Raw genomic sequence first — 18,740 nt, 5'->3', positions numbered from 1 at the left:
TATTAACCATGCTCTCTGGGTGTAAAAGCAGTAGCAGTCCACAGGTGAGCAGGCAAGCCATTTTGTCGGCTCTCACTCAAGTGCCCGTAGAAAAGCCTGTCACGCCTCTTGCTATAGTTGAGGTAAAACCACCCAAAGCCACTACTGTTAAAGCCCCTCTCAGAGACGATGATTTATGGCAACACATACGCCAAAAGCTCAGTTTTAATACTGCACCTCACCCAAGACTTGATAAGCGCATAAAATGGTATTTATCACAGCCTAATTATCTCAATGTGGTAAATAGGCGCGCCGCTCCCTACTTTTATCACGTAGTAAAAAAGGTAGAACGCAAAGGCCTTCCTATTGAAATCGCATTACTTCCTTTTGTCGAAAGTGACTTTAGACCAAAAGCAAAATCGCAACAAAATGCTGTTGGAGTTTGGCAGCTAGTGGATGCCACTGCCTACCATTTCGGCATCAAGAAAGATGAATGGTATGACGGTCGACAGGATGTGTTAGCATCGACCGACGCCGCGCTTGATTATTTGCTGTACTTGCATGAACGCTTTGATGGCGACTGGCTACACGCGCTTGCAGCCTACAATAGTGGTGAAGGGCGCGTCAAAAAGGCCATCGCAAAAAATAAAAAAACAGGAAAGTCGACCCACTTTTGGCATTTAACATTACCAAAAGAAACTGCAGACTACGTGCCCAAACTCTTAGCGCTCAGCCACTTACTAAAAACCTCACCCAAGGGTTTTAAGATACCAAGTTTGCCCAATAAAGCCACTACGTCGATACTTGATATTGGACAGCAATTTGACGTCAATCAACTGGCTAAACTCAGTGGCATCAAAAAGCGTCAACTATACGCACTCAATCAAGGGATCTTAAAACATAGAAGCTCTCCAAACGGTCCGCACAAAGTGTTATTACCGTTATCCGAGCAAGCATTATTGAAAAGTGCATTTTTCAGGGAAAACTTCAGCCAAGGCTACACAGTCAAAGCCAACGACACACTCTACCGCATCGCATTAAATGCGGGGATGAGTGTTAGTGCACTGAAAGCGCTAAACAATAAGCGCTCTGATTTGATCCGAGTTGGCGAAAAGCTATTAGTTTCCGAGAGTAATGAGCAGTTAGATTTACTCGTCGACTATGATGTAAGCCCTTATATTAAAGAAATAAAAGCCAAACCCATACCTCAAGTGGAACATCACCACACCATAAAACAAGGTGAGTCATTGTGGACAATCAGCCGTCACTACAAGGTCGCGGTAAAAGATTTATTAAATTGGAATTCACTCACGGCACAGAGTCTATTAAAACCGGGCAAAGTGTTAATGGTATTTTTACCGGCTCCTGCTGCGCCAAAAAGCAATAAGACTCAACCAGCTAGCTCCTCAATCTCTAGCATTGAAGCGCTCCAATCAATACTGCGCCATGGCAAACCAAAGCAAGGTGAGAGCCCAAATTAAAGGGATAGACTTGCGTCCGAGAAGCGCACTCACGTAAACTACACGCTTTACAGGTGGATGCTAAATGGCGTCACCGAATACTATTTATTTAAGGTTTACTTATGCAAATTGCAAAGAACACAGTGGTAGAGTTTCACTACACACTTCACGAAGGTGACAGCCAAATCGAATCAAGCAAAGAAGGCGAGCCACTAAACTACCTGCACGGTACTGAAGGCATGCTACCTGGTCTTGAAAGTGAACTTGAAGGTAAAACCGGTGGCGATAGCTTTACGGTAACCTTAACGCCTGAGCAAGCTTATGGCGAATATCAAGAAGGTCTAGTACAGCGCATTCCTATTAAGCACCTTCAAGGTATTGGTGACAGCAAAGTTTGGAAGCCAGGCATGACTGCTATTGTCGATTCAAACCAAGGTCGTCATCAGGTTAAGGTAGTAAAAGTAGGACGCTTTAATGCGGACTGCGACTTAAACCACCCATTTGCAGGCAAAACACTAACGTTTGATGTTGAGATCCTTTCTGTACGCGAAGCAACTGCAGAAGAAATTTCACATGGTCACGTACACGCTGCTGGCGGCTGCGGACACTAATTATGAACCAAGTTGCCATCGTTACCGGTGGCAGCTTTGGCATTGGCGCCGCCATTGTCAACAAGCTGCTATCGCAACAATACACCGTTTATAACCTCGATATTCAGCCCAGTGAACAAGGGATTTTTCGCCATTGTGACGTCAGTAAAGTCGCCGATGTAAAAGCAACAATTGCAGATATAGTCGCAGAAACAGGGAAAATAGATGCGCTCGTTTCAAACGCGGGGAAGCATCTGAGTGCTACAATCGAAGATACCGACGAAGCCACATTTGATGCCCTTTTTGCATTGAATGTGAAAGGCGCTTATGCTGCCATTCAAGCCGTATTACCAAGCATGAAATCACAAGGTAGCGGTAGCATCGTATTGATGTCTTCGGATCAGGCCGTTATTGGTAAACCTAACTCCTTCGCTTACAACCTGTCTAAATGTGCGCTTGCTTCGATGGCGAAAACCACAGCATTGGATTACGCCAAATTTAACATTCGCGCGAATGCAGTGTGCCCTGGCACAATTGAAACTCCATTATTCCATCATGCCATTGATAGTTACTGCGCACGTAGCGGCGCTGATAAAGCGGAAATCGTTGCAGAAGAAGCCCAGTTACAGCCGTTGGGTAGATTAGGGCAGCCGCAAGAGGTTGCAGCGCTGGTCGCTTTCTTGCTAAGTGAAGATGCGAGTTTTATTACAGGTAGCCTGCAAAGCATTGATGGCGGTTATACCGCACAGTAAAAAAGGAATGCGTGATGAGTCTGAGAGTTATTGATAGCCACCTACACTTTTTCGATTTAGCGTTAGGACAATATTCTTGGCTCAAGCACAACCCGCCCGCTTGGCCTAATCTGGAAAAAATAAGACAGAACCATACCCTTACAAGTCTTCCCCAACATTCACAGTTTACACTCGAAGCCTTAGTGCATGTGGAAGCCGGTTTTGATAATCAAAATCCCATCAACGAATTACATTGGTTAAATCAGGAACTGGGCAGCTTTCCTTTTAAAGCCGTCGGTTATGCCCCCATCAACGCGACTCCTGAGCAATTTAGCGCAGCCATAGCGCATTTAGCACATCCTCACCTAGTGGCGATAAGAGACATCACCGAAGGCAGTGACAGCCAACGTTTATCCGCGCCTTTCGTGCTCGAAAATCTCACTTGTCTTGCCGAGCACGGACTACATTTTGAGGCGCAATTAGAATTTAAACAAAGCGAAAAAGTCGACCTTTTATTACAACTTGCAGAACAAGAAGCTGACCTTAAAATCGTATTTAACCATGCAGGGTTTATTGACGCTACCAGCCCTTGTACAGATATATTAAGGCGCATTGAAGCGCTTAATAATGTCATGATTAAGTGCTCTGGCCACGAAATGTTAGGAAATCCACTCACACTCTCTAAGTGGCTTACTCACTTAATCACACATGCGGGAGAAGAGAGCCTAATGCTAGGTTCGAATTATCCGGTTTCTCTTATGCAAAAAAGCTATTGGCAAATATGGCAGGACTATCTTGACGTAATAGGCATATCGTCAACTTGGCATAAACTCAGCCGAGACAATGCTAAAAGTTGCTATGGATTATGAGCGGATCTGGACGAGATCGTAAGCAACTAGCTCAGGTACTATACGCTGTAGTTTTTCTTCCGTTTGATCTAAGGTGTTTAAGCACTCGCAATATTCTGCCGCTTTTTCTTCTAATTGATGGGCCTTTTTCTGCAGCGATTTATCTATCTCTTTCGAAATAATCTCCATGCGTTGCCCCATATCGTTAATGCGATCTTCGATATTCCCTTCGCGAGATTTAAATGCATCCCCCAAAGAGACTAAAATAGAGCCCAACGAACCATGAACAGCAGAGTGAATTTTTTGGCTGATCTCTTTAGTAAAGAAATCATCAATTTTAGAAAGTGACTGTGGTGCGATAAAAAAGAAATCATCTCCACGCTTAAACTTATCCATCAGCGCACGTTCAACGTATTGCAACTGCGTTTTGAGCACTTCAGGTTCTTTGTCGGACATCCCCTCAACTACTTGCTCAATTGCACTCAACCCAAGGTTGACGCCATCGGTCGCCAGATTAACCAGCTCAGGAACGGTATCCCGTATTCCTAAAGAATACTCGCGCACCACTTTCTCCCCTTCCTGATCTAACTCAATCCAGCGGCCTAAAATAAAAAGCTGACTATCATTGTTGATTTGAATTCGGGTCTGACCATCATCAACGATACGAATTTCGTTGTCAGTGATGATAAGACCATGCCCAAGTTCAACATCGCACTTATTGTTAGCATAAGCAGAAGACGTAAATACGGCACAAGACAAGGCTATCGCGCTGAGTAATCGATTCATATGGCCTCCTGTGTGCAGAATGTAAGACGGGAAAGGGGTGCTTCGGAGAGTACCAAAAGATCAAACAATCCCAAAGCCATTTTAGACGGATGAAAGTAACAAGCTATGTCTGACTGACAATATTAGAAATCCATACCCGTTAGTGTCAAAGGCAGTAGCAATAACACTAATAAGGGCTATTGATAGTATCTCACTAACCTGACAAAGGCATCCGCTGTTTTAATAGTTGGATTATTTTTACCATCAGCAAACTGATACACCCAAGCAAACTGAGGTTGGCTAGTTTGGGTCGTTGCCGACCAATAATTATTACTTTTGGTCGTTGGAAATACCGTTATGTTTATTGCTGGAGTCACACACTCATGATACACAATACTGGCCAGCTCTTTAACGTTAGGTACTTGCCAGTCTGTAAACCCTGCAAATTGGTCTTCGTTGGCAACCATCAATGCCTGTTGCCAAGTAAGTTGCTGAGCATTGTCTTCACAGCTTTGAGCAGTTGCGTTGTAACTTTGCCCAAAGTTGCAGCGCTGCCACATTAATCCCGTTTGGCTATCCAGTACAGTACCGTTGCTGTTTATCGTATAGCGGCTGGTATTGGAGCCGGTACCAACGCAAGTTTGCGCTTGGCAAACAGCCGTGAGTGACAAAGTAAATAGTATAGTTGCAATAATTTTCATACCACGCTCCCTAAGGGTTCCTTACCAACCTAACAAATGCGCTGCTAGACTTTTCTACTGCAAAATCATTGCCCGTATCCATATCGATAACATAAGCTCTTCTCAGCGTGCCACCGGTACCATCTAAACTCGACTGCAAGGTCCAGAAATAACGATGACCAAGCGTGGTCGTGCTAGGTAAGTTAGGGAAAAGCGCTTCATCTATCACCGCACTACTTGCACTGCCGTAATCTAGCAGTCCGAGTAGTTCCATATAAGTTGGTAAGCGCCAATTGTTACCACCACAGTAACTTTGCTCTCCAACGGCAGGGTTATTCACCTCATCAATCAAAGCTTGAATACCACAGTGACTATCCTGGGGGCAGGTTGTATTTGCTGCAGCCTGCACACTCCCCTCAGCAATCGCTCCGTCTACCTCAACATACCAGGTATAACTATTTTGTGCGTTGCGAGAAGAAGTGTTTGGTAATGTACCCGAGCTCGCTTCTTTTACTTCCCAAATCAGTCCTGTGACGTTATCACGAACACAAGCAAAGTCCGTAGCGTCATCAGGTAATTCATCCGCAAAGCGATTTAGTTTGGTAAAGTCAAAACCTGCTCGACCACTGCCCTCTTTCGCCACCTGAGTGGCAAAATTATCACGTCCACGCTGCGCATCTTGAGCCGAAAACTGCGTCATACTGCAGGTGATCACATCCGTATTGTTAAAACACGCAGTTTGGCCACTATCGTTTAGCTTACCTAACGGCTTTTTCTCGATATCAATGCGCACGGTGTCGGTAGCAGAACGGTTTTGTGAGTCAGTAACGGTCAGCTCAAATTCCACTTGCGACAAAATATTTTGATCTGGTGCGTTAAAAGTTGTTGAACACCCGGTAACAGAACTTAATGCTACCTGAGTGCCTGACGTCACCTGCCGCCATACACACTGTTTCTGACCAGATACAGTATCACTGTTTGAACCGTCAAGCGTGACCTCATCAAACTCTTGCACTTGCTGGTCGGTCCCAGCATCTGCCACTACCACATCCGAATTCGCAAGCAGCCCGAGGGTAAACTGGGTACTGGCTTGTCCGCCTTCATCATCGGTAATTGTCAACTGCCAGATTGACGCCTGAGAGCTGGCCAATAATGGATGGACAAAAGATAAAGTAGCCGTATTCAACCCCGTTGGCTGTATTGTTGTGGGACCACTTACTTGCTGCCACTGATAAGCAACCACTTGGCCATTTTCATCTGGATCGGAAGAGCCTGCGCCACTTAGGACGATAGTGTCTTTATATTTGGCTGGTAGTGTTTCCGGTGCACTTTGGCTAATACTTGGTATAGGTAATTGATTGTTAGATTTGATAGCAACCGTCACTTGGTCGCTTGCAAGACTGCCATCAGGCGCAACATAGTCAACCTGAATAAGTAAATTGACATCGGCTTTGATATCCGGTGCAACGAAAGCGGCTTGTTGCTCCGTAATTGGAAATTCACTGACGTTTGCACCAGAGATAACCTGCCAGTTAAAGGTGCCGCCAGCAGGTGATGCTTGAGCATTCAAGGTGACTTCTGTTTTTTCGGTCACTTGGATATCAGCACCCGCATTAACCGACGCACTGACTTGACTCGGTTCATCACTCCCAGAGCCTCCACCACAACCCGTTAATATTAGCGCAAGTACAACCCAACTTCCCTTGAATGCATTCATATTATTCCTTATGAATTATAGATAACTTTCTTGATGTATCCGCACAAATAACTTAGTGCCAACTTTACTATAATCTACTTTGTATTCTCGACCATCTAAAGCCTGAATAAACAACAACCGCTTCACTTCACCAAACACATCAATACTCGAAACGTGGACGACTTCTAAATAACGCTCTTTAGCTTCTCTTCGATTTCTCGGCAGCTCTTCCTTAAAAGGCACCAAACCATTTGCAGTCACCTTGATTTTTGGGTGTGCTTCACCATTTACAATCACAAGATCTAACTTCTTCTCTTTGTGAATAATGGTATTACGCCCACTTTTAATATAGGCCGTTTCTAAGCTCATATTGGTGTATCCTGTTACATCTTCAGTAGGTGGTTTGTTCTTCTAACAATGCTTTTACCACCTCTTTAGGGTTAAGTTTCCAGCGGTTTAACATGACTGAAAATTGCCAAATATCCCTGTCTAAGGCAGTCGCGGGGATCAATAAATCATATCCCGTCACTGTCTTTAAATTATCCATCCGGTTTGCAAACATTGCCATTAAACCAGTATATTCTTTTCCCGCCTTGGAGCGAAAAACGGTTTCTTCTATCAACCATTCAGATGGGCAGTTGCCATTTTCGCAATGCATTTTAACAGCTTGTAAAAAAATATGCCGCTGCTCGATCAATAATTTACCCGCAAGTCGAGGTGTTAAATTTAATAAAAACGCATCAATATCATTAAGTTTAATACCAACTGCATTTAACTCAAGTGTTTCAACACCTTGTTGAACTTTGGGAATGCCGCTGGAGTGAAAGTTTACAATGGATAGCGGCCAAGCTCCATATTTATGCACATACCTAAACTCTTGTTCTGTAAAGTATAAACTAAAATATGGTTGCTGACTTTTGAGAAAGCCAACAAAAATAGCCACTAACATGGCGCTGGCAAGAAATATTTCTACAATAGTAATAGCTGTACCACGCAAGTTGACAAAAAGCATGATAACAACCAATCCAATTGCACCAACCAGCATAAATTCAACGCCATTGCGGTCAGCAGTTGCACGTAGTTTTGCTTCAAGCATGGGTATACCAGACATAAAAGATGTACATAATGATCGCCCATGCGACTAATTTACGTATTGTGATGCATCGTTTACATGAATGACTGTGTTTCATAATTTTTAATTTAGGTACAAACACTTAAATTGAATTACATTTTCGTTTAATGCACAAATTTACAGGATATGCCGTCGACTTTGTTAGCCTTTAATTTTGTAAACTAGAGACAAATTATAATCTGGGTCACTTTTATGCGTCATCAATCAGGAAAAGCACTGTTTCCTTTTATCATTGTAGTGCTAGTCGTCATCAGCGGCTATTTATATTTACCAGCCTCGGAAGGCAAAATGAGTGGCAACTCGGCACCCGTAACCTCCGTTCAAGCTCATACCGTAACCAAAGAGGAACGTATTATTGCTGTTCACTCTATTGGTTCCGCCAGAGCAAATCAAGCTATCAACGTGAGTAGCGCCCAAAGCGACTATGTGGCAGCCCTATATTTCGATGACGGAGACGTAGTAAAAAAAGGCGATCAGCTAGTCCAGTTGCGTGATGCCGAAGAGAAACTCGATATCGAAGCGCTGAAAGTGACGCTAAAGGAAGAAATTAGACAACTAAACCGCCTTAAAGACCTCGCAAAAACTCAATCGGCGGCTCGCTCTCAACTAGAAGCGCAATCAGCAAAGGTAGACACCTTAACGGCACAATTAGAAGCCACCAAAACAAAACTCGCCGAGATGACCATTTATGCGCCATTTGATGGATTATTGGGTACTCGAAATGTCTCTATCGGTAGCTTCGTAAACAACAATACAGTGATCACCACACTCGATGACATTAGCATCATTAAAGTGGATTTTCAGGTACCAGAAAAATACCTAGCGCAACTACAACTTGGTATGCAAGTGAATGCACAAAGCGAAGCTTACCCAGAGCAACTATTTACCGGTAAAGTCTCCCATATTGACCCGCGCATTAATGAACAAACGCGCTCGGTACGAGTGACAGCGAGCTTCACCAATCTAGACCATAAACTTCGCCCTGGTATGCTACTACATATGGGACTCGAACTGGCTCGATTACAAGCCCTTGTGGTGCCAGAAAAAAGCATCATTCCAAGACAAGATAAGCATTTTGTATTTGTCATTGACGACCAAGGTAAAGCGCAACAACGCGAAGTACACCTGCAAACTCGCTTTAGCGGCTGGGTAGCTATCGATGAAGGCCTTACAGAGGGACAACAAGTGATCACGGAAGGCACCCTGAAGATCCGCTCAGGCTCTAAAGTTGAAGTAAAGGGGTAAGGCGACGTGAGAATCACTGATACGGCGGTAAAGCGCCCGATCTTCGCGATCGTCATTAACTTACTGCTGCTGACCTTTGGCTTAGTGGCATTTACTATGCTACCACTGCGCGAATACCCTGATATTGAAACTCCAATAGTCAGTGTAAGTACTAACTACACAGGCGCATCGGCGGAAGTTGTAGAAACCAAGATCACCCAAGTATTAGAAAACCGGATTTCGGGGATCGAAGGGATCAAAAGCATAAATTCCAGTAGCCGCAACGGTAGCTCCAATATCACTATCGAATTTAATATCGATCGCGATATCGACGCTGCTGCAAATGATGTACGTGAGCGCGTTTCTCGTGCGCTAGATAGACTACCAGAGCAAGTGAGGCCGCCTGAAGTATCGAAATCAAACAGCGATGAAAGCCCTATCGCTTGGTTTGTACTCAATAGCGAAACCATGGATACCTTGCAGCTTTCAGACTACGCCCAGCGCTTTATCGTTGACCGTTTGGCGGTTGTTGATGGCGTATCGAATGTACGTATTGGCGGTGAGCGTCAATACGCCATGAAGATTTGGCTAGACCGAAAGGCGATGGCTGCTCGTGGAGTCACAAGCAGTGATATTGAACAAGTGCTACGCAGAGAAAACGTAGAATTACCCGCTGGCGAAATAGAATCCGTTGACCGTGATTTTTCTGTTCGTATTGCCAGAAGTTATAAGACTCAAGAAGACTTTGACAACCTAGTAATTAAGCGTGGTGAACAAGGCTATTTGGTGCGACTTGGTGAAGTCGCGCAGGTCGTACTTGAAGCCGCTGACGACGAAAGTACCTTCCGTGGTAATGGTAAAAATATGATTGGCCTTGGCGTTGTCAAGCAAGCTAAAGCCAATACGCTAGAAGTGGTCGACAACGCCCGTAAAGAGCTTGAAAAAATAAAACGCAACCTGCCTCAAGGCACCACCATAGAAGACAGCTACGATTCTTCTATTTTTATCCGTGAGTCCATTGCTGAAGTATACAGCACACTTGCGATTGCCATGGCGTTGGTAGTACTCGTTATCTACATCTTCCTTGGCAATATCCGCGCTACGCTGATCCCTGCTGTTACCGTGCCGGTAGCCTTAGTTGCAACCTTTATGTTCTTACTGGCCATGGGGTATTCTATCAACTTGCTGACGCTGCTTGCACTTGTGCTTGCCATCGGCCTTGTGGTCGATGACGCCATTGTAATGCTAGAAAATATCTACCGCCGCATCGAGCTTGGCGAACCTAAGTTACTGGCAGCGTACCGTGGCGCGCGTGAAGTAGGCTTTGCCATCATTGCAACAACGCTGGTTTTGGTTGCCGTATTTATTCCCTTGGTCTTTATGGATGGTCGTATTGGTGCCCTATTTACCGAGTTTGCCTTTGCAGTAAGTGCTGCGGTACTGTTCTCCAGCATTACCGCGTTGACCTTGTCTCCAGCCCTTTGCTCCAAAGTGTTAAAGCCTAGCAATAAAGAAAACCGCTTTAGTCAGTGGATGGACCGTCAATTTGGACGACTTGAACAAGGGTATCGTCGAGTTTTACAAGACAACTTATCGCGTAAATACAGCCTGATTGTGATGTTGGCACTGGCGGGCTTTACCAGCTACAGCCTGTTTAAACAGATCCCGTCTGAACTGACACCAAAAGAAGACCGCGGTACTTTCTTCGTTATGATGAATGGCCCAGAAGGGGCAAGCTACGAAAACAACTCGCAAAATATGGCAAAAATTGAAGAGCGCCTACTTCCTTATGTAGACTCAGAGGAACTTAGCCGCGTGCTTATTCGCGTGCCTGGTTGGGGTGGTCAAGGCGGTGTTGCTATTATCGGCATGCCAGACTGGGATGAGCGAAAACGCTCTACTTGGGAAGTCATGGATGAGATCAGCGGTAAAATGCAAGATGTTACAGATATTCGCGCCTTTGCTATTATGCGCCGTGGTATTGGCGGCGGCGGTAACTCACGTCCCATTGAGTTTGTACTGCAAGGCAACGACTATGACGAATTGGCCGCATGGCGCGATCGCATTCTAGAACGCGCACGAGAAAATAAAGGACTGGTTCGTCTCGATCACGATTACAAAGAAACCTTCCCACAGTTTTTGATAAGCATTGATAAAACCAAAGCTGCAGACTTAGGCGTGTCGGTAAGTGCTATAGGCCAAACGCTAGAAACCATGCTGGGACAACGTCGTGTTACCACCTTTATTGACCGCGGTGAAGAATACGATGTGATTTTAAAAGGCACTAAAGCCGACTTCTCTGCTCCAGATAATATTTCTGATATTTATGTGAAATCTCGTAGCGATGAGCTCGTGCCATTAGACAGTTTGATCACTATAAAAGAAGAAGCCACAGCTTCTCGATTAAACCGCTACAACCGTATGCGCGCGATCACTATTACGGCAAACCTCGCTGGCGACTATACACTGGAGCAAGCGCTCGACTTTTTAAATAAAGTTGCCGCCGAAGAGAATGATATCGATGGCGCCATCGACTACAAAGGCGAGTCACAGCTGTTTTATGAAGGTGCATCAGCGATGACCTATGTGTTTATTCTGGCGCTCACCGTTACGTTCTTGGTATTAGCCGCACAGTTTGAAAGCTTTGTCCACCCACTGGTTATCATGCTCACCGTACCGCTGGGCTTAGTCGGTGCGATGTATGGGTTATTTATCACCGACAGCACGCTCAACATTTATAGCCAAATTGGTATTGTCATGTTGATTGGCCTTAGCGCCAAAAACGGGATCTTAATCGTGGAATTTGCTAACCAATTGCGTGACAAAGGCATTGCCTTCGAACAAGCCATTGTTGATGCTGCTGCGCAGCGATTAAGACCTATTATTATGACCTCGCTAACAACCGTGATGAGCTCTATCCCGCTTGTGTTTGCAACAGGCCCTGGGTTCGAAAGCCGCATGGTGATCGGTGTCGTGATTTTTGCCGGTGTCAGTGTTGCCACCATTTTAACCTTGTTTGTTATCCCAACCGCCTATACTTTACTAGCTAAGAAGACGCAATCTCCAGAAGAGACGACAAAACGTCTTGAGGAGCAGTCGAAACAACATCCTGAGCAGGAGGTATAATGGCAAATTTACAAACCGCAACTTTTGGTGGTGGTTGTTTTTGGTGTATTGATGCGGCATTTCGCCGCGTCAATGGCGTTGAGTCAGTGCAATCAGGTTACGCGGGTGGCCACACAGATAACCCCACCTATCAAATGATATGTCGGGGAGACAGTGGCCATGCTGAGGTAGTCCAACTACAATTTGATGCCGATATTGTCAGCTTTGATACTTTGCTTAATATGTTTTTTACTCTGCATGATCCAACGCAGTTGAACCGTCAAGGCAACGACATTGGTACTCAGTACCGTAGTGTGGTGTTTTATCATGACCAGCAGCAACAGCAGCAAACTCAAGATTGTATTGCGCAGCTTCAAAGCCAGTTGAGTGAAAAAATAGTGACTGAGGTCAGCCCTGCGCCTGAATTTTATCCTGCTGAGCACTATCACCAAGATTATTACACTGAAAACCCAAACCAAGGCTATTGCAGTGTGATGATTGCCCCTAAAATTGCAAAGTTTGGAAGCCATTTTGCGGCGAATTTAAAGCACTAAACTTGTGTGCCGAACGCAATAGATTGCGTTCGGCTTACGCCTTACGGCAACATAGGTATAGCAAATACATAAAAGCTAGTGCGGCCATCTTTAATCCGCAAATGCCCACGCGTTACTTCCATTTCTAAATTCGCAGTATCACCAGGTCTTAAGGTATCTAAGCCTTTAAGCGGAACAACACCTGAATTTATTAACTGGGCGTTGTGTTTAATGACCTGCGGAATATCTTCGCTCATATCCACACCCAAGAATTCAAACACATCAATCACAATACGGCTAAATTCAGTATAAAGCTTGTCAAAAATCCCCGGAGTCAAGGTATCTATCAAATCGAGGATCCACGGCAACTCTACCTTTGTCGTCACCACAGGCTTAAAGCTAGAAATTAAAGGATCTAACTCAAGCTGCTGGGTACGTACATCATACTTACCTTTGATGGTGACATTTTCGTTGTTAATATAGACATGGATATAGATATTCATCCCAAGCTGCTTCTTACGAAACTTAGCGTAAGATTTCAAATCGAAACCATCGATCAGCACAGGTACTTTATTTTGCGCATCGACTCTACCTGCAATTTTCATATGCATAGTGCCGTAGAGACTAGTGGTGTGGCTCACTTTATTTGAACTAGATTGCGCGGCAATATTGTTGACGATATCGGTCGTCAACTCTTTGTAGTTATGTTCCACATTCGAAAATTGCTGATGAATGATATCTGAAACCTGCGTATACATTTCCTTTGGACCTTGGCTAGATGTTGTCCTGCCAGTAGACCAACACTCTCCACCAGTATAAATCACAGGCACTGATATAGGCGTTAGATGATCGTTGCCGGGGTGGCGATAGTACATCATGCTGCGGATCCGACTACAGGTTTGCGATGGCGCGTTAAACCAAGCGAAATCGCCCGTCATTGATTGTGTTGAAAATTGAGGTTCAAGCTGATTTTCAGGTAGTGAGGCTTGCGCTGATGTGACAATCCCAAGCGTGAGTAACCCAAATAATAGTGACTTCATGTTCTTTTCCTTAAGGTAGTAATAATACAAATCAAATCTATTATCAACCACACATAAGGTAGAACACCAGTTACAAATGTAATGCAACTAGGGCCTGTTGATCTTTCAAGTTTGTTTTTGCAGCAGTTTGACTGGTATTTATACAAGGCAGAGCCTGCGTAGCATAGTTATTCTATGTAAGTCAGGTGATAACACAGTAGAAATGCCAGTCAAGCGCTGCCCTTTGGGTTCACCTGAGTGCGCTTTGTTCATTGTTGCTCAACTTTTGCCTAGATTACTAGGCGGCAAGTCGAGCGTCGCGATCAAAACACACTCAGAAGAACAAAAATCAAACAGCAAAGGTCAACAGGCCCTAAATGATAAATAAGAAAAGTGATCCATTACTCATGATGGATCACTCTGGGTATTGAAAAGCAGTTAACGCATTAGAAGCTATAGCTCACACCAACGTAGGCTTGTCTACCTAGTGGCTTATAGCCCAGTAAAGAGCCATCTTTTGCTTCGCCCGCTGTGGCATTGAAATAACGCTTATCGGTTAAGTTTTCAATACGGCCATTTAACTTGAATCCATCGAAAAACGTATAGTTAGCAGCTAAGTTAAACAGCGTATATGACGGTAAAGTCACTGTATATGCACCTTCAGCTCCCCATACTTTATCGTCGCGATTACCTCTATGGACTAAGGTCAGTGTTGCGTCGACATTTTCCCACTCTTTACTGACTGAATAAGTTAAGGTGCGTCTCGCTCTGCGCTGTAATTGCTTGTCGGTATCAGCGTCTTTAGCACTCACATAGCTCGCATTTACCGTATGCTCGATACCAAAGTTGTCTTCAATTTCAACAGAAAGATCAGCACCTTCAAAGTCAGCGCGCTGAACATTGTAAGGGATGTATTTCCATTTATCATTTTGCTGATAAACGATTTTATCGGTAATACGGTTATCGTATACCGCAGCTTCCACACGAAAGTTCTTGCCGCTCCATGTGACAATAATTTCGTTATTAGTGGCTTCTTCCGGCTTAATATTTGGGTTAGGCAGATAGTAAGGACTATCAATCACAAACGCCTGTGATAAAGAAGGTGCTCTAAAGGCAGTACCATGATTCAACTTAACACTCAGGCCATCCATGAGTTGCTTGCCTACAGCAACCGTGTAGGTGTTTGCGCGACCATGAAAATCATAATCATCCGTTCTCAGTACAACCTCTGCCAGCCAATTTTCATCGTTGTAAAACCCACCTAATGCTAAAGATAAGTTGTCACGCTCAGGCTCTGAAAAAGAGGCGGTAGAATCACCAACATCTTCATTTAGAAAGGTAAAGTTACCAGTGAAAATCAAAGCTTCAGTTAAACTATATTGCGACTGATATTCAAATTGGCTGCGTTTGGTGACATAAGCGTTATCGTCAGCACTATTGCCGATTTGAACGTTTTGTTCCTTACCTAAGCTGTATGACGCACTTTGACTAAACTTGTCAGTACGTCTTTTCCACGCCAACTTATTGGTGTAGTTATGGAAACGGTAAGCATCACTACCAAAAGAGTCATACTCCCCCTCACCTTCACTGTACTGTGAACGTAAGCTAAAAATGCCACTTTCTTCATCACCATACTGCACATTTAAACCGGCATTACCGTTATAATATCCATCACGGTCATGGTTTTTTGTGATTGCAGCTTCAGGGTCTTTCTCAATCACATCATAGCCATCGGTATGAGTGTAACCCGCATTAGCTGCAATACTAAACTTGTCTTTTTTGTAATTTACCGTTGCTTCGGTCTTGGAGTAATTGTTACTCCCAGTCGTAAGCGCGATTGTATTGTTATTCCCTTCGCGACTAATAATATTAATCACGCCAGCAATGGCATCTGAACCATAAATCGCAGCTTTGGCACCACGAATAATCTCAATTCTTTCGATGCTATTAAGTGGTAAATTAGTGAGTGAATTGTCACCGGAGTTTGCATCCGTCACTCGAACCCCATCGATTAACACTAGCGTATGCTTAGCATCATTACCGCGTAGAAATAAACTCACGCTTTGGCCAAAGCCACCGTTTCTAACCGCTTGAATACCAGCGATATTATCGAGTAGCGATACGACATCTTGAACATTGCTTTTTTCAATATCAGCACGACCTATAACCGTAATGGCAGACAATGCGCTTTCTAGAGATTGTTCAAGTTTATTGGCAGTAACAGTGATATGTTCAACATTTTGATCCGCAAATGCTGAAAAAGAGAGCGCCGTCGCTATCGCCGCGCTTAGAGCAGTTTTATTTAACATGGTTTCCCCTAACTTGTACCCACCGTACAAGAACACAAAGTGACTGTTTCAAGGCCGGTCTCCGGGCTCAGTAAATCTGCAGATTGGCAGTTCACTCTACCGTTGCGGGGGCAGCGCTGGCATAGAACCGATCCAAGCTAATCACGTGTAATAAACTGTCTTACTCAATTTATTATTGATTAACGCAATTAGATGTTCCCTTGTGTTCGCACCAGTTTCCCGATTATCTATACACTTAGCAACCACACTAGGTTGTGTACAGCACCTTGAAAATGCGAGGCTATTGTCTTGGGTTTCGGAATGATTGTCAATGGACGTCTAGAAATCCAAAAGTGCAATCTATGCACTTTTGGAATGAAGGAAAGCGTAACTAGGGCCTGTTGACCTTTGCTGTTTGATTTTTGTTCTCCTGAGTGTGTTTTGATCGCGACGCTCGACTTGTCGCCTAGTAATCTAGGCAAAAGTTGAGCAACAATGAACAAAGCGCACTCAGGGGAACCCAAAGGGCAGCGCTTGATTGGCATTTCTACTGTGTTATCGCCTAACTTACATAGAATAACTATGCTACGCAGGCTCTGCCTTGCATAAATACCAATCAAACTGCTGCAAAAACAAACTTGAAAGGTCAACAGGCCCTAGTCGCGGAAGTTTTTGAATTGAAATGGTTGGCCAAGCTCACCGGTACGAACCAGTTGCATCGTTTCTTGCAAATCATCACGCTTTTTACCCGTTACACGCACCGTATCACCTTGAATTGACGCTTGAACTTTAACTTTTGAGTCTTTAATAAGCTTAACCAGTTTTTTCGCCATCTCTTTGTCGATGCCTTGCTTTAACGCCACCTTACGCGATACGTATTTGCCAGAGCGCTCAATGTCTTTTAACTCGAAGCTTGCCACATCAAGGCCACGCTTAGCCGCTTTACCCACTAGCATATCGAACAATTGCATAACTTGTTGTTCTGCTTCCGCTTTGAGGTTAATCATTTCACCGCTTAGCTCGATTGACGCATCAACGCCACGAAAATCAAAACGCGTATCAAGCTCGCGAACCGCGTTGTCTACGGTATTTTTTGCTTCTGTCATATCAATTTCAGATACAATATCAAATGAAGGCATGCTTCTCTCCTAAAGTCATTTTGGCTCGATTATAGCAGTTTATGCCTAATTTGAGTTACTTTAAGTTTTTAAACAGCGTATTAGGATGTTCACCCAATGGACAGTTTTCGATGGTATACTGCTCGCTTAGTCATACAGAAGTAGGATGTATTGTGACACGGCGCGTTTATAAAGCTCTTTTGATTATCTCATTAATTATATGTACGGTGCTATTCGCAAAGGAAATTAGCTTGTCTCCAAAGCTGTTCCCAAATATCGATAAAGTGGCGCATTTTGGTGTATTTTTTGTGCTTGCGTTTATCTCTCACCATGCTTTTAAAGTAAAGGTATGGACACACATAGTGCTACTGTCCTTATATGGTGCAGGAATTGAGTGGATGCAACATACACTGCCGTACCGCCAAGCATCTACCGCTGATTTTTTAGCTGACTTAGCCGGTGCGGTCAGTTATTTTGTTCTATTTTATATTTGGGCAAGTTGGCGCAACAGAAAACATGGCTAACATACATATTTTAGGTGAAGGGGCGATAGGATTACTGCTCGCCCAGCACCTTAGTCAATCTCATCAAATTACGCTGATCACTCGAAATAAACGCGCAGCGACTTATCTCTATCAAACAGCAAGTATTCAACAAACCATCCCATGCTGCACAAAAACGCTTACAGAACTACCAGCCAGCAGTATAGATACGCTAATTATTCCCGTTAAAGCATATCAAGTCATCGAAGCACTCCGAGCGCTTCGCCCTGCACTTTCAAAAAATGGCACGCTAATCCTTAGTCATAATGGCATGGTAGATTGGTCTGGTGAGTTAGCAGCGCTTGAAAAAACACAATCCGCCTACTTCTTAAGCACATCCATTGCGGGCTATAAAGTCGCAGACACTGTGCATCATACAGGACAAGGTGCAACTTGGTTTGGGCCGTTAAATTCACCAGCAGAATGCCACTACCAGCGCGTATTCTCACAACTGTTTAGCACATTTGAAAATGCCCAAACCACGTTTGATATCATGCCAACACTTTGGAAAAAGCTGGCGGTTAATATTGCCATTAACCCGTTAAGTGCATTGGAACAAGTCGCAAATGGTCAGTTAAGACAACCCAAATACGCAACCCAAATCCTTAATTTAATGAATGAAGTACAGCTTGTGGCCGCAAGTACAGGCGTAACCTTAGCGCTTAGCGAGCTAACCACGCTTGCTTACACCGTAATGGCACAAACCGCAAATAATCGATCTTCTATGAATCAGGATATCGCGAATAACAGGCGCACAGAAATTGACGCCATGTGCGGGTATATTTGCGAGCTAGCAGCAAAACAAAATATTGATGTACCGTTTAATCAACAGTTATTCGAGGAAGTGAATAAGCGCAGGCAGCTAGCGCGACAATAAGCTTAACTTCTCGGCGGGTAAACCGCCTTATATGGACTCCTCCAATTGTACAAGCCACTTTTAGCATTATTAGTGTGATTGCGTGCTTATATCCGGGCTCTTGATGAGGTGCTACCTCGGCCTCTTTGATGTATTCGCGCCCTTGTGCCTTCT

The 18,740-nt window shown here is 44.2% G+C and carries 17 protein-coding genes and 1 riboswitch; of the genes, 9 read left to right on the top strand and 8 right to left on the bottom strand.

Annotation, left to right across the window (positions count from 1 at the left end):
• The first annotated feature begins 44 nt into the window (after positions 1-44).
• From NH462_RS13235 to NH462_RS13220, 4 genes are all read left to right on the top strand, one after another.
• The gene (locus NH462_RS13235) at positions 45-1,460 is read left to right on the top strand and encodes a LysM peptidoglycan-binding domain-containing protein (protein WP_253106009.1); all 1,416 of its coding nucleotides are present in this window, start codon (positions 45-47) and stop codon (positions 1,458-1,460) included.
• 101 nt (positions 1,461-1,561) lie between these two features.
• Positions 1,562-2,050, top strand: coding sequence for a peptidylprolyl isomerase (locus tag NH462_RS13230; RefSeq protein ID WP_010374221.1), 489 nt, complete (start codon positions 1,562-1,564; stop codon positions 2,048-2,050).
• Between the two features lie 2 nt (positions 2,051-2,052).
• On the top strand, positions 2,053-2,781 hold the full coding sequence (locus NH462_RS13225) for an SDR family NAD(P)-dependent oxidoreductase (RefSeq protein WP_010374223.1): 729 nt from the start codon (positions 2,053-2,055) through the stop codon (positions 2,779-2,781).
• 14 nt (positions 2,782-2,795) lie between these two features.
• Complete coding sequence (locus tag NH462_RS13220; RefSeq protein ID WP_010374225.1) at positions 2,796-3,629, top strand: amidohydrolase family protein; 834 nt, start codon at positions 2,796-2,798, stop codon at positions 3,627-3,629.
• Here NH462_RS13220 and NH462_RS13215 read toward each other — a convergent pair.
• The 5 genes from NH462_RS13215 to NH462_RS13195 form a co-directional block, all read right to left on the bottom strand.
• Complete coding sequence (locus tag NH462_RS13215; protein WP_010374226.1) at positions 3,624-4,394, bottom strand: YggN family protein; 771 nt, start codon at positions 4,392-4,394, stop codon at positions 3,624-3,626. The genes NH462_RS13220 and NH462_RS13215 overlap by 6 nt on opposite strands.
• A gap of 176 nt (positions 4,395-4,570) precedes the next feature.
• Positions 4,571-5,074, bottom strand: coding sequence for a DUF1566 domain-containing protein (locus NH462_RS13210; RefSeq protein ID WP_253106008.1), 504 nt, complete (start codon positions 5,072-5,074; stop codon positions 4,571-4,573).
• Between the two features lie 10 nt (positions 5,075-5,084).
• Positions 5,085-6,770 carry a DUF1566 domain-containing protein gene (locus NH462_RS13205; RefSeq protein WP_253106006.1) on the bottom strand — a complete coding sequence of 562 codons (1,686 nt, stop codon included), beginning with the start codon at positions 6,768-6,770 and terminating at the stop codon, positions 5,085-5,087.
• A gap of 15 nt (positions 6,771-6,785) precedes the next feature.
• Complete coding sequence (locus NH462_RS13200) at positions 6,786-7,118, bottom strand: hypothetical protein (protein WP_102057579.1); 333 nt, start codon at positions 7,116-7,118, stop codon at positions 6,786-6,788.
• 22 nt (positions 7,119-7,140) lie between these two features.
• Positions 7,141-7,845 (bottom strand): DUF2982 domain-containing protein, encoded by a 705-nt coding sequence (locus tag NH462_RS13195; RefSeq protein WP_017218431.1) that lies wholly within the window; start codon positions 7,843-7,845, stop codon positions 7,141-7,143.
• 228 nt (positions 7,846-8,073) lie between these two features.
• Between NH462_RS13195 and NH462_RS13190 the strand changes: the two genes are divergently transcribed.
• Genes NH462_RS13190 through msrA form a run of 3 tightly spaced genes read left to right on the top strand, consistent with a single transcriptional unit; the run spans position 8,074 to position 12,764 of the window.
• A complete protein-coding gene (locus tag NH462_RS13190) occupies positions 8,074-9,126 on the top strand; it encodes an efflux RND transporter periplasmic adaptor subunit (RefSeq protein WP_010374231.1) in 1,053 nt (350 codons plus the stop codon).
• Between the two features lie 6 nt (positions 9,127-9,132).
• Positions 9,133-12,231: an efflux RND transporter permease subunit gene (locus NH462_RS13185; RefSeq protein ID WP_017218429.1), complete on the top strand. Its 3,099-nt coding sequence runs from the start codon at positions 9,133-9,135 to the stop codon at positions 12,229-12,231.
• Complete coding sequence (gene msrA, locus NH462_RS13180) at positions 12,228-12,764, top strand: peptide-methionine (S)-S-oxide reductase MsrA (RefSeq protein ID WP_253106073.1); 537 nt, start codon at positions 12,228-12,230, stop codon at positions 12,762-12,764. The genes NH462_RS13185 and msrA overlap by 4 nt, the downstream gene beginning before the upstream one ends.
• Positions 12,765-12,805: 41 nt before the next feature.
• Here msrA and NH462_RS13175 read toward each other — a convergent pair whose 3' ends face one another.
• From NH462_RS13175 to NH462_RS13165, 3 genes are all read right to left on the bottom strand, one after another.
• Complete coding sequence (locus NH462_RS13175; RefSeq protein ID WP_017218428.1) at positions 12,806-13,783, bottom strand: hypothetical protein; 978 nt, start codon at positions 13,781-13,783, stop codon at positions 12,806-12,808.
• A 425-nt stretch (positions 13,784-14,208) separates the two neighbouring features.
• Positions 14,209-16,071 carry a TonB-dependent receptor gene (locus tag NH462_RS13170; protein ID WP_253106004.1) on the bottom strand — a complete coding sequence of 621 codons (1,863 nt, stop codon included), beginning with the start codon at positions 16,069-16,071 and terminating at the stop codon, positions 14,209-14,211.
• A gap of 34 nt (positions 16,072-16,105) precedes the next feature.
• Positions 16,106-16,352, bottom strand: a riboswitch (cobalamin riboswitch).
• 354 nt (positions 16,353-16,706) lie between these two features.
• Positions 16,707-17,189: a YajQ family cyclic di-GMP-binding protein gene (locus NH462_RS13165; protein WP_010374237.1), complete on the bottom strand. Its 483-nt coding sequence runs from the start codon at positions 17,187-17,189 to the stop codon at positions 16,707-16,709.
• A gap of 152 nt (positions 17,190-17,341) precedes the next feature.
• On the opposite strand from NH462_RS13165, the gene NH462_RS13160 reads away from it, so the two are divergent.
• A complete protein-coding gene (locus NH462_RS13160) occupies positions 17,342-17,692 on the top strand; it encodes a VanZ family protein (protein ID WP_026001022.1) in 351 nt (116 codons plus the stop codon).
• Positions 17,685-18,587 (top strand): 2-dehydropantoate 2-reductase, encoded by a 903-nt coding sequence (locus tag NH462_RS13155; protein ID WP_253106002.1) that lies wholly within the window; start codon positions 17,685-17,687, stop codon positions 18,585-18,587. The genes NH462_RS13160 and NH462_RS13155 overlap by 8 nt, the downstream gene beginning before the upstream one ends.
• Positions 18,588-18,740: the final 153 nt, after the last annotated feature.

Origin of the sequence: Pseudoalteromonas sp. OANN1, from assembly GCF_024124685.1 — a bacterium.
Taxonomy (GTDB): Bacteria; Pseudomonadota; Gammaproteobacteria; order Enterobacterales; family Alteromonadaceae; genus Pseudoalteromonas; species Pseudoalteromonas piscicida.
Note: the sequence above shows the minus strand (reverse complement) of the source record. Positions and strands in the feature narration are given on the sequence as shown.

Bases quoted from the DNA above. Each gene is read 5' to 3' on its own strand.
- NH462_RS13230 (WP_010374221.1), top strand. From the start codon at position 1,562: ATGCAAATTGCAAAGAACACAGTGGTAGAGTTTCACTACACACTTCAC.
- NH462_RS13225 (WP_010374223.1), top strand. From the start codon at position 2,053: ATGAACCAAGTTGCCATCGTTACCGGTGGCAGCTTTGGCATTGGCGCC.
- NH462_RS13220 (WP_010374225.1), top strand. From the start codon at position 2,796: ATGAGTCTGAGAGTTATTGATAGCCACCTACACTTTTTCGATTTAGCG.
- NH462_RS13215 (WP_010374226.1), bottom strand. From the start codon at position 4,394: ATGAATCGATTACTCAGCGCGATAGCCTTGTCTTGTGCCGTATTTACG.
- NH462_RS13210 (WP_253106008.1), bottom strand. From the start codon at position 5,074: ATGAAAATTATTGCAACTATACTATTTACTTTGTCACTCACGGCTGTT.
- NH462_RS13205 (WP_253106006.1), bottom strand. From the start codon at position 6,770: ATGAATGCATTCAAGGGAAGTTGGGTTGTACTTGCGCTAATATTAACG.
- NH462_RS13200 (WP_102057579.1), bottom strand. From the start codon at position 7,118: ATGAGCTTAGAAACGGCCTATATTAAAAGTGGGCGTAATACCATTATT.
- NH462_RS13195 (WP_017218431.1), bottom strand. From the start codon at position 7,845: ATGCTTGAAGCAAAACTACGTGCAACTGCTGACCGCAATGGCGTTGAA.
- NH462_RS13190 (WP_010374231.1), top strand. From the start codon at position 8,074: ATGCGTCATCAATCAGGAAAAGCACTGTTTCCTTTTATCATTGTAGTG.
- NH462_RS13175 (WP_017218428.1), bottom strand. From the start codon at position 13,783: ATGAAGTCACTATTATTTGGGTTACTCACGCTTGGGATTGTCACATCA.
- NH462_RS13170 (WP_253106004.1), bottom strand. From the start codon at position 16,071: ATGTTAAATAAAACTGCTCTAAGCGCGGCGATAGCGACGGCGCTCTCT.
- NH462_RS13165 (WP_010374237.1), bottom strand. From the start codon at position 17,189: ATGCCTTCATTTGATATTGTATCTGAAATTGATATGACAGAAGCAAAA.
- NH462_RS13155 (WP_253106002.1), top strand. From the start codon at position 17,685: ATGGCTAACATACATATTTTAGGTGAAGGGGCGATAGGATTACTGCTC.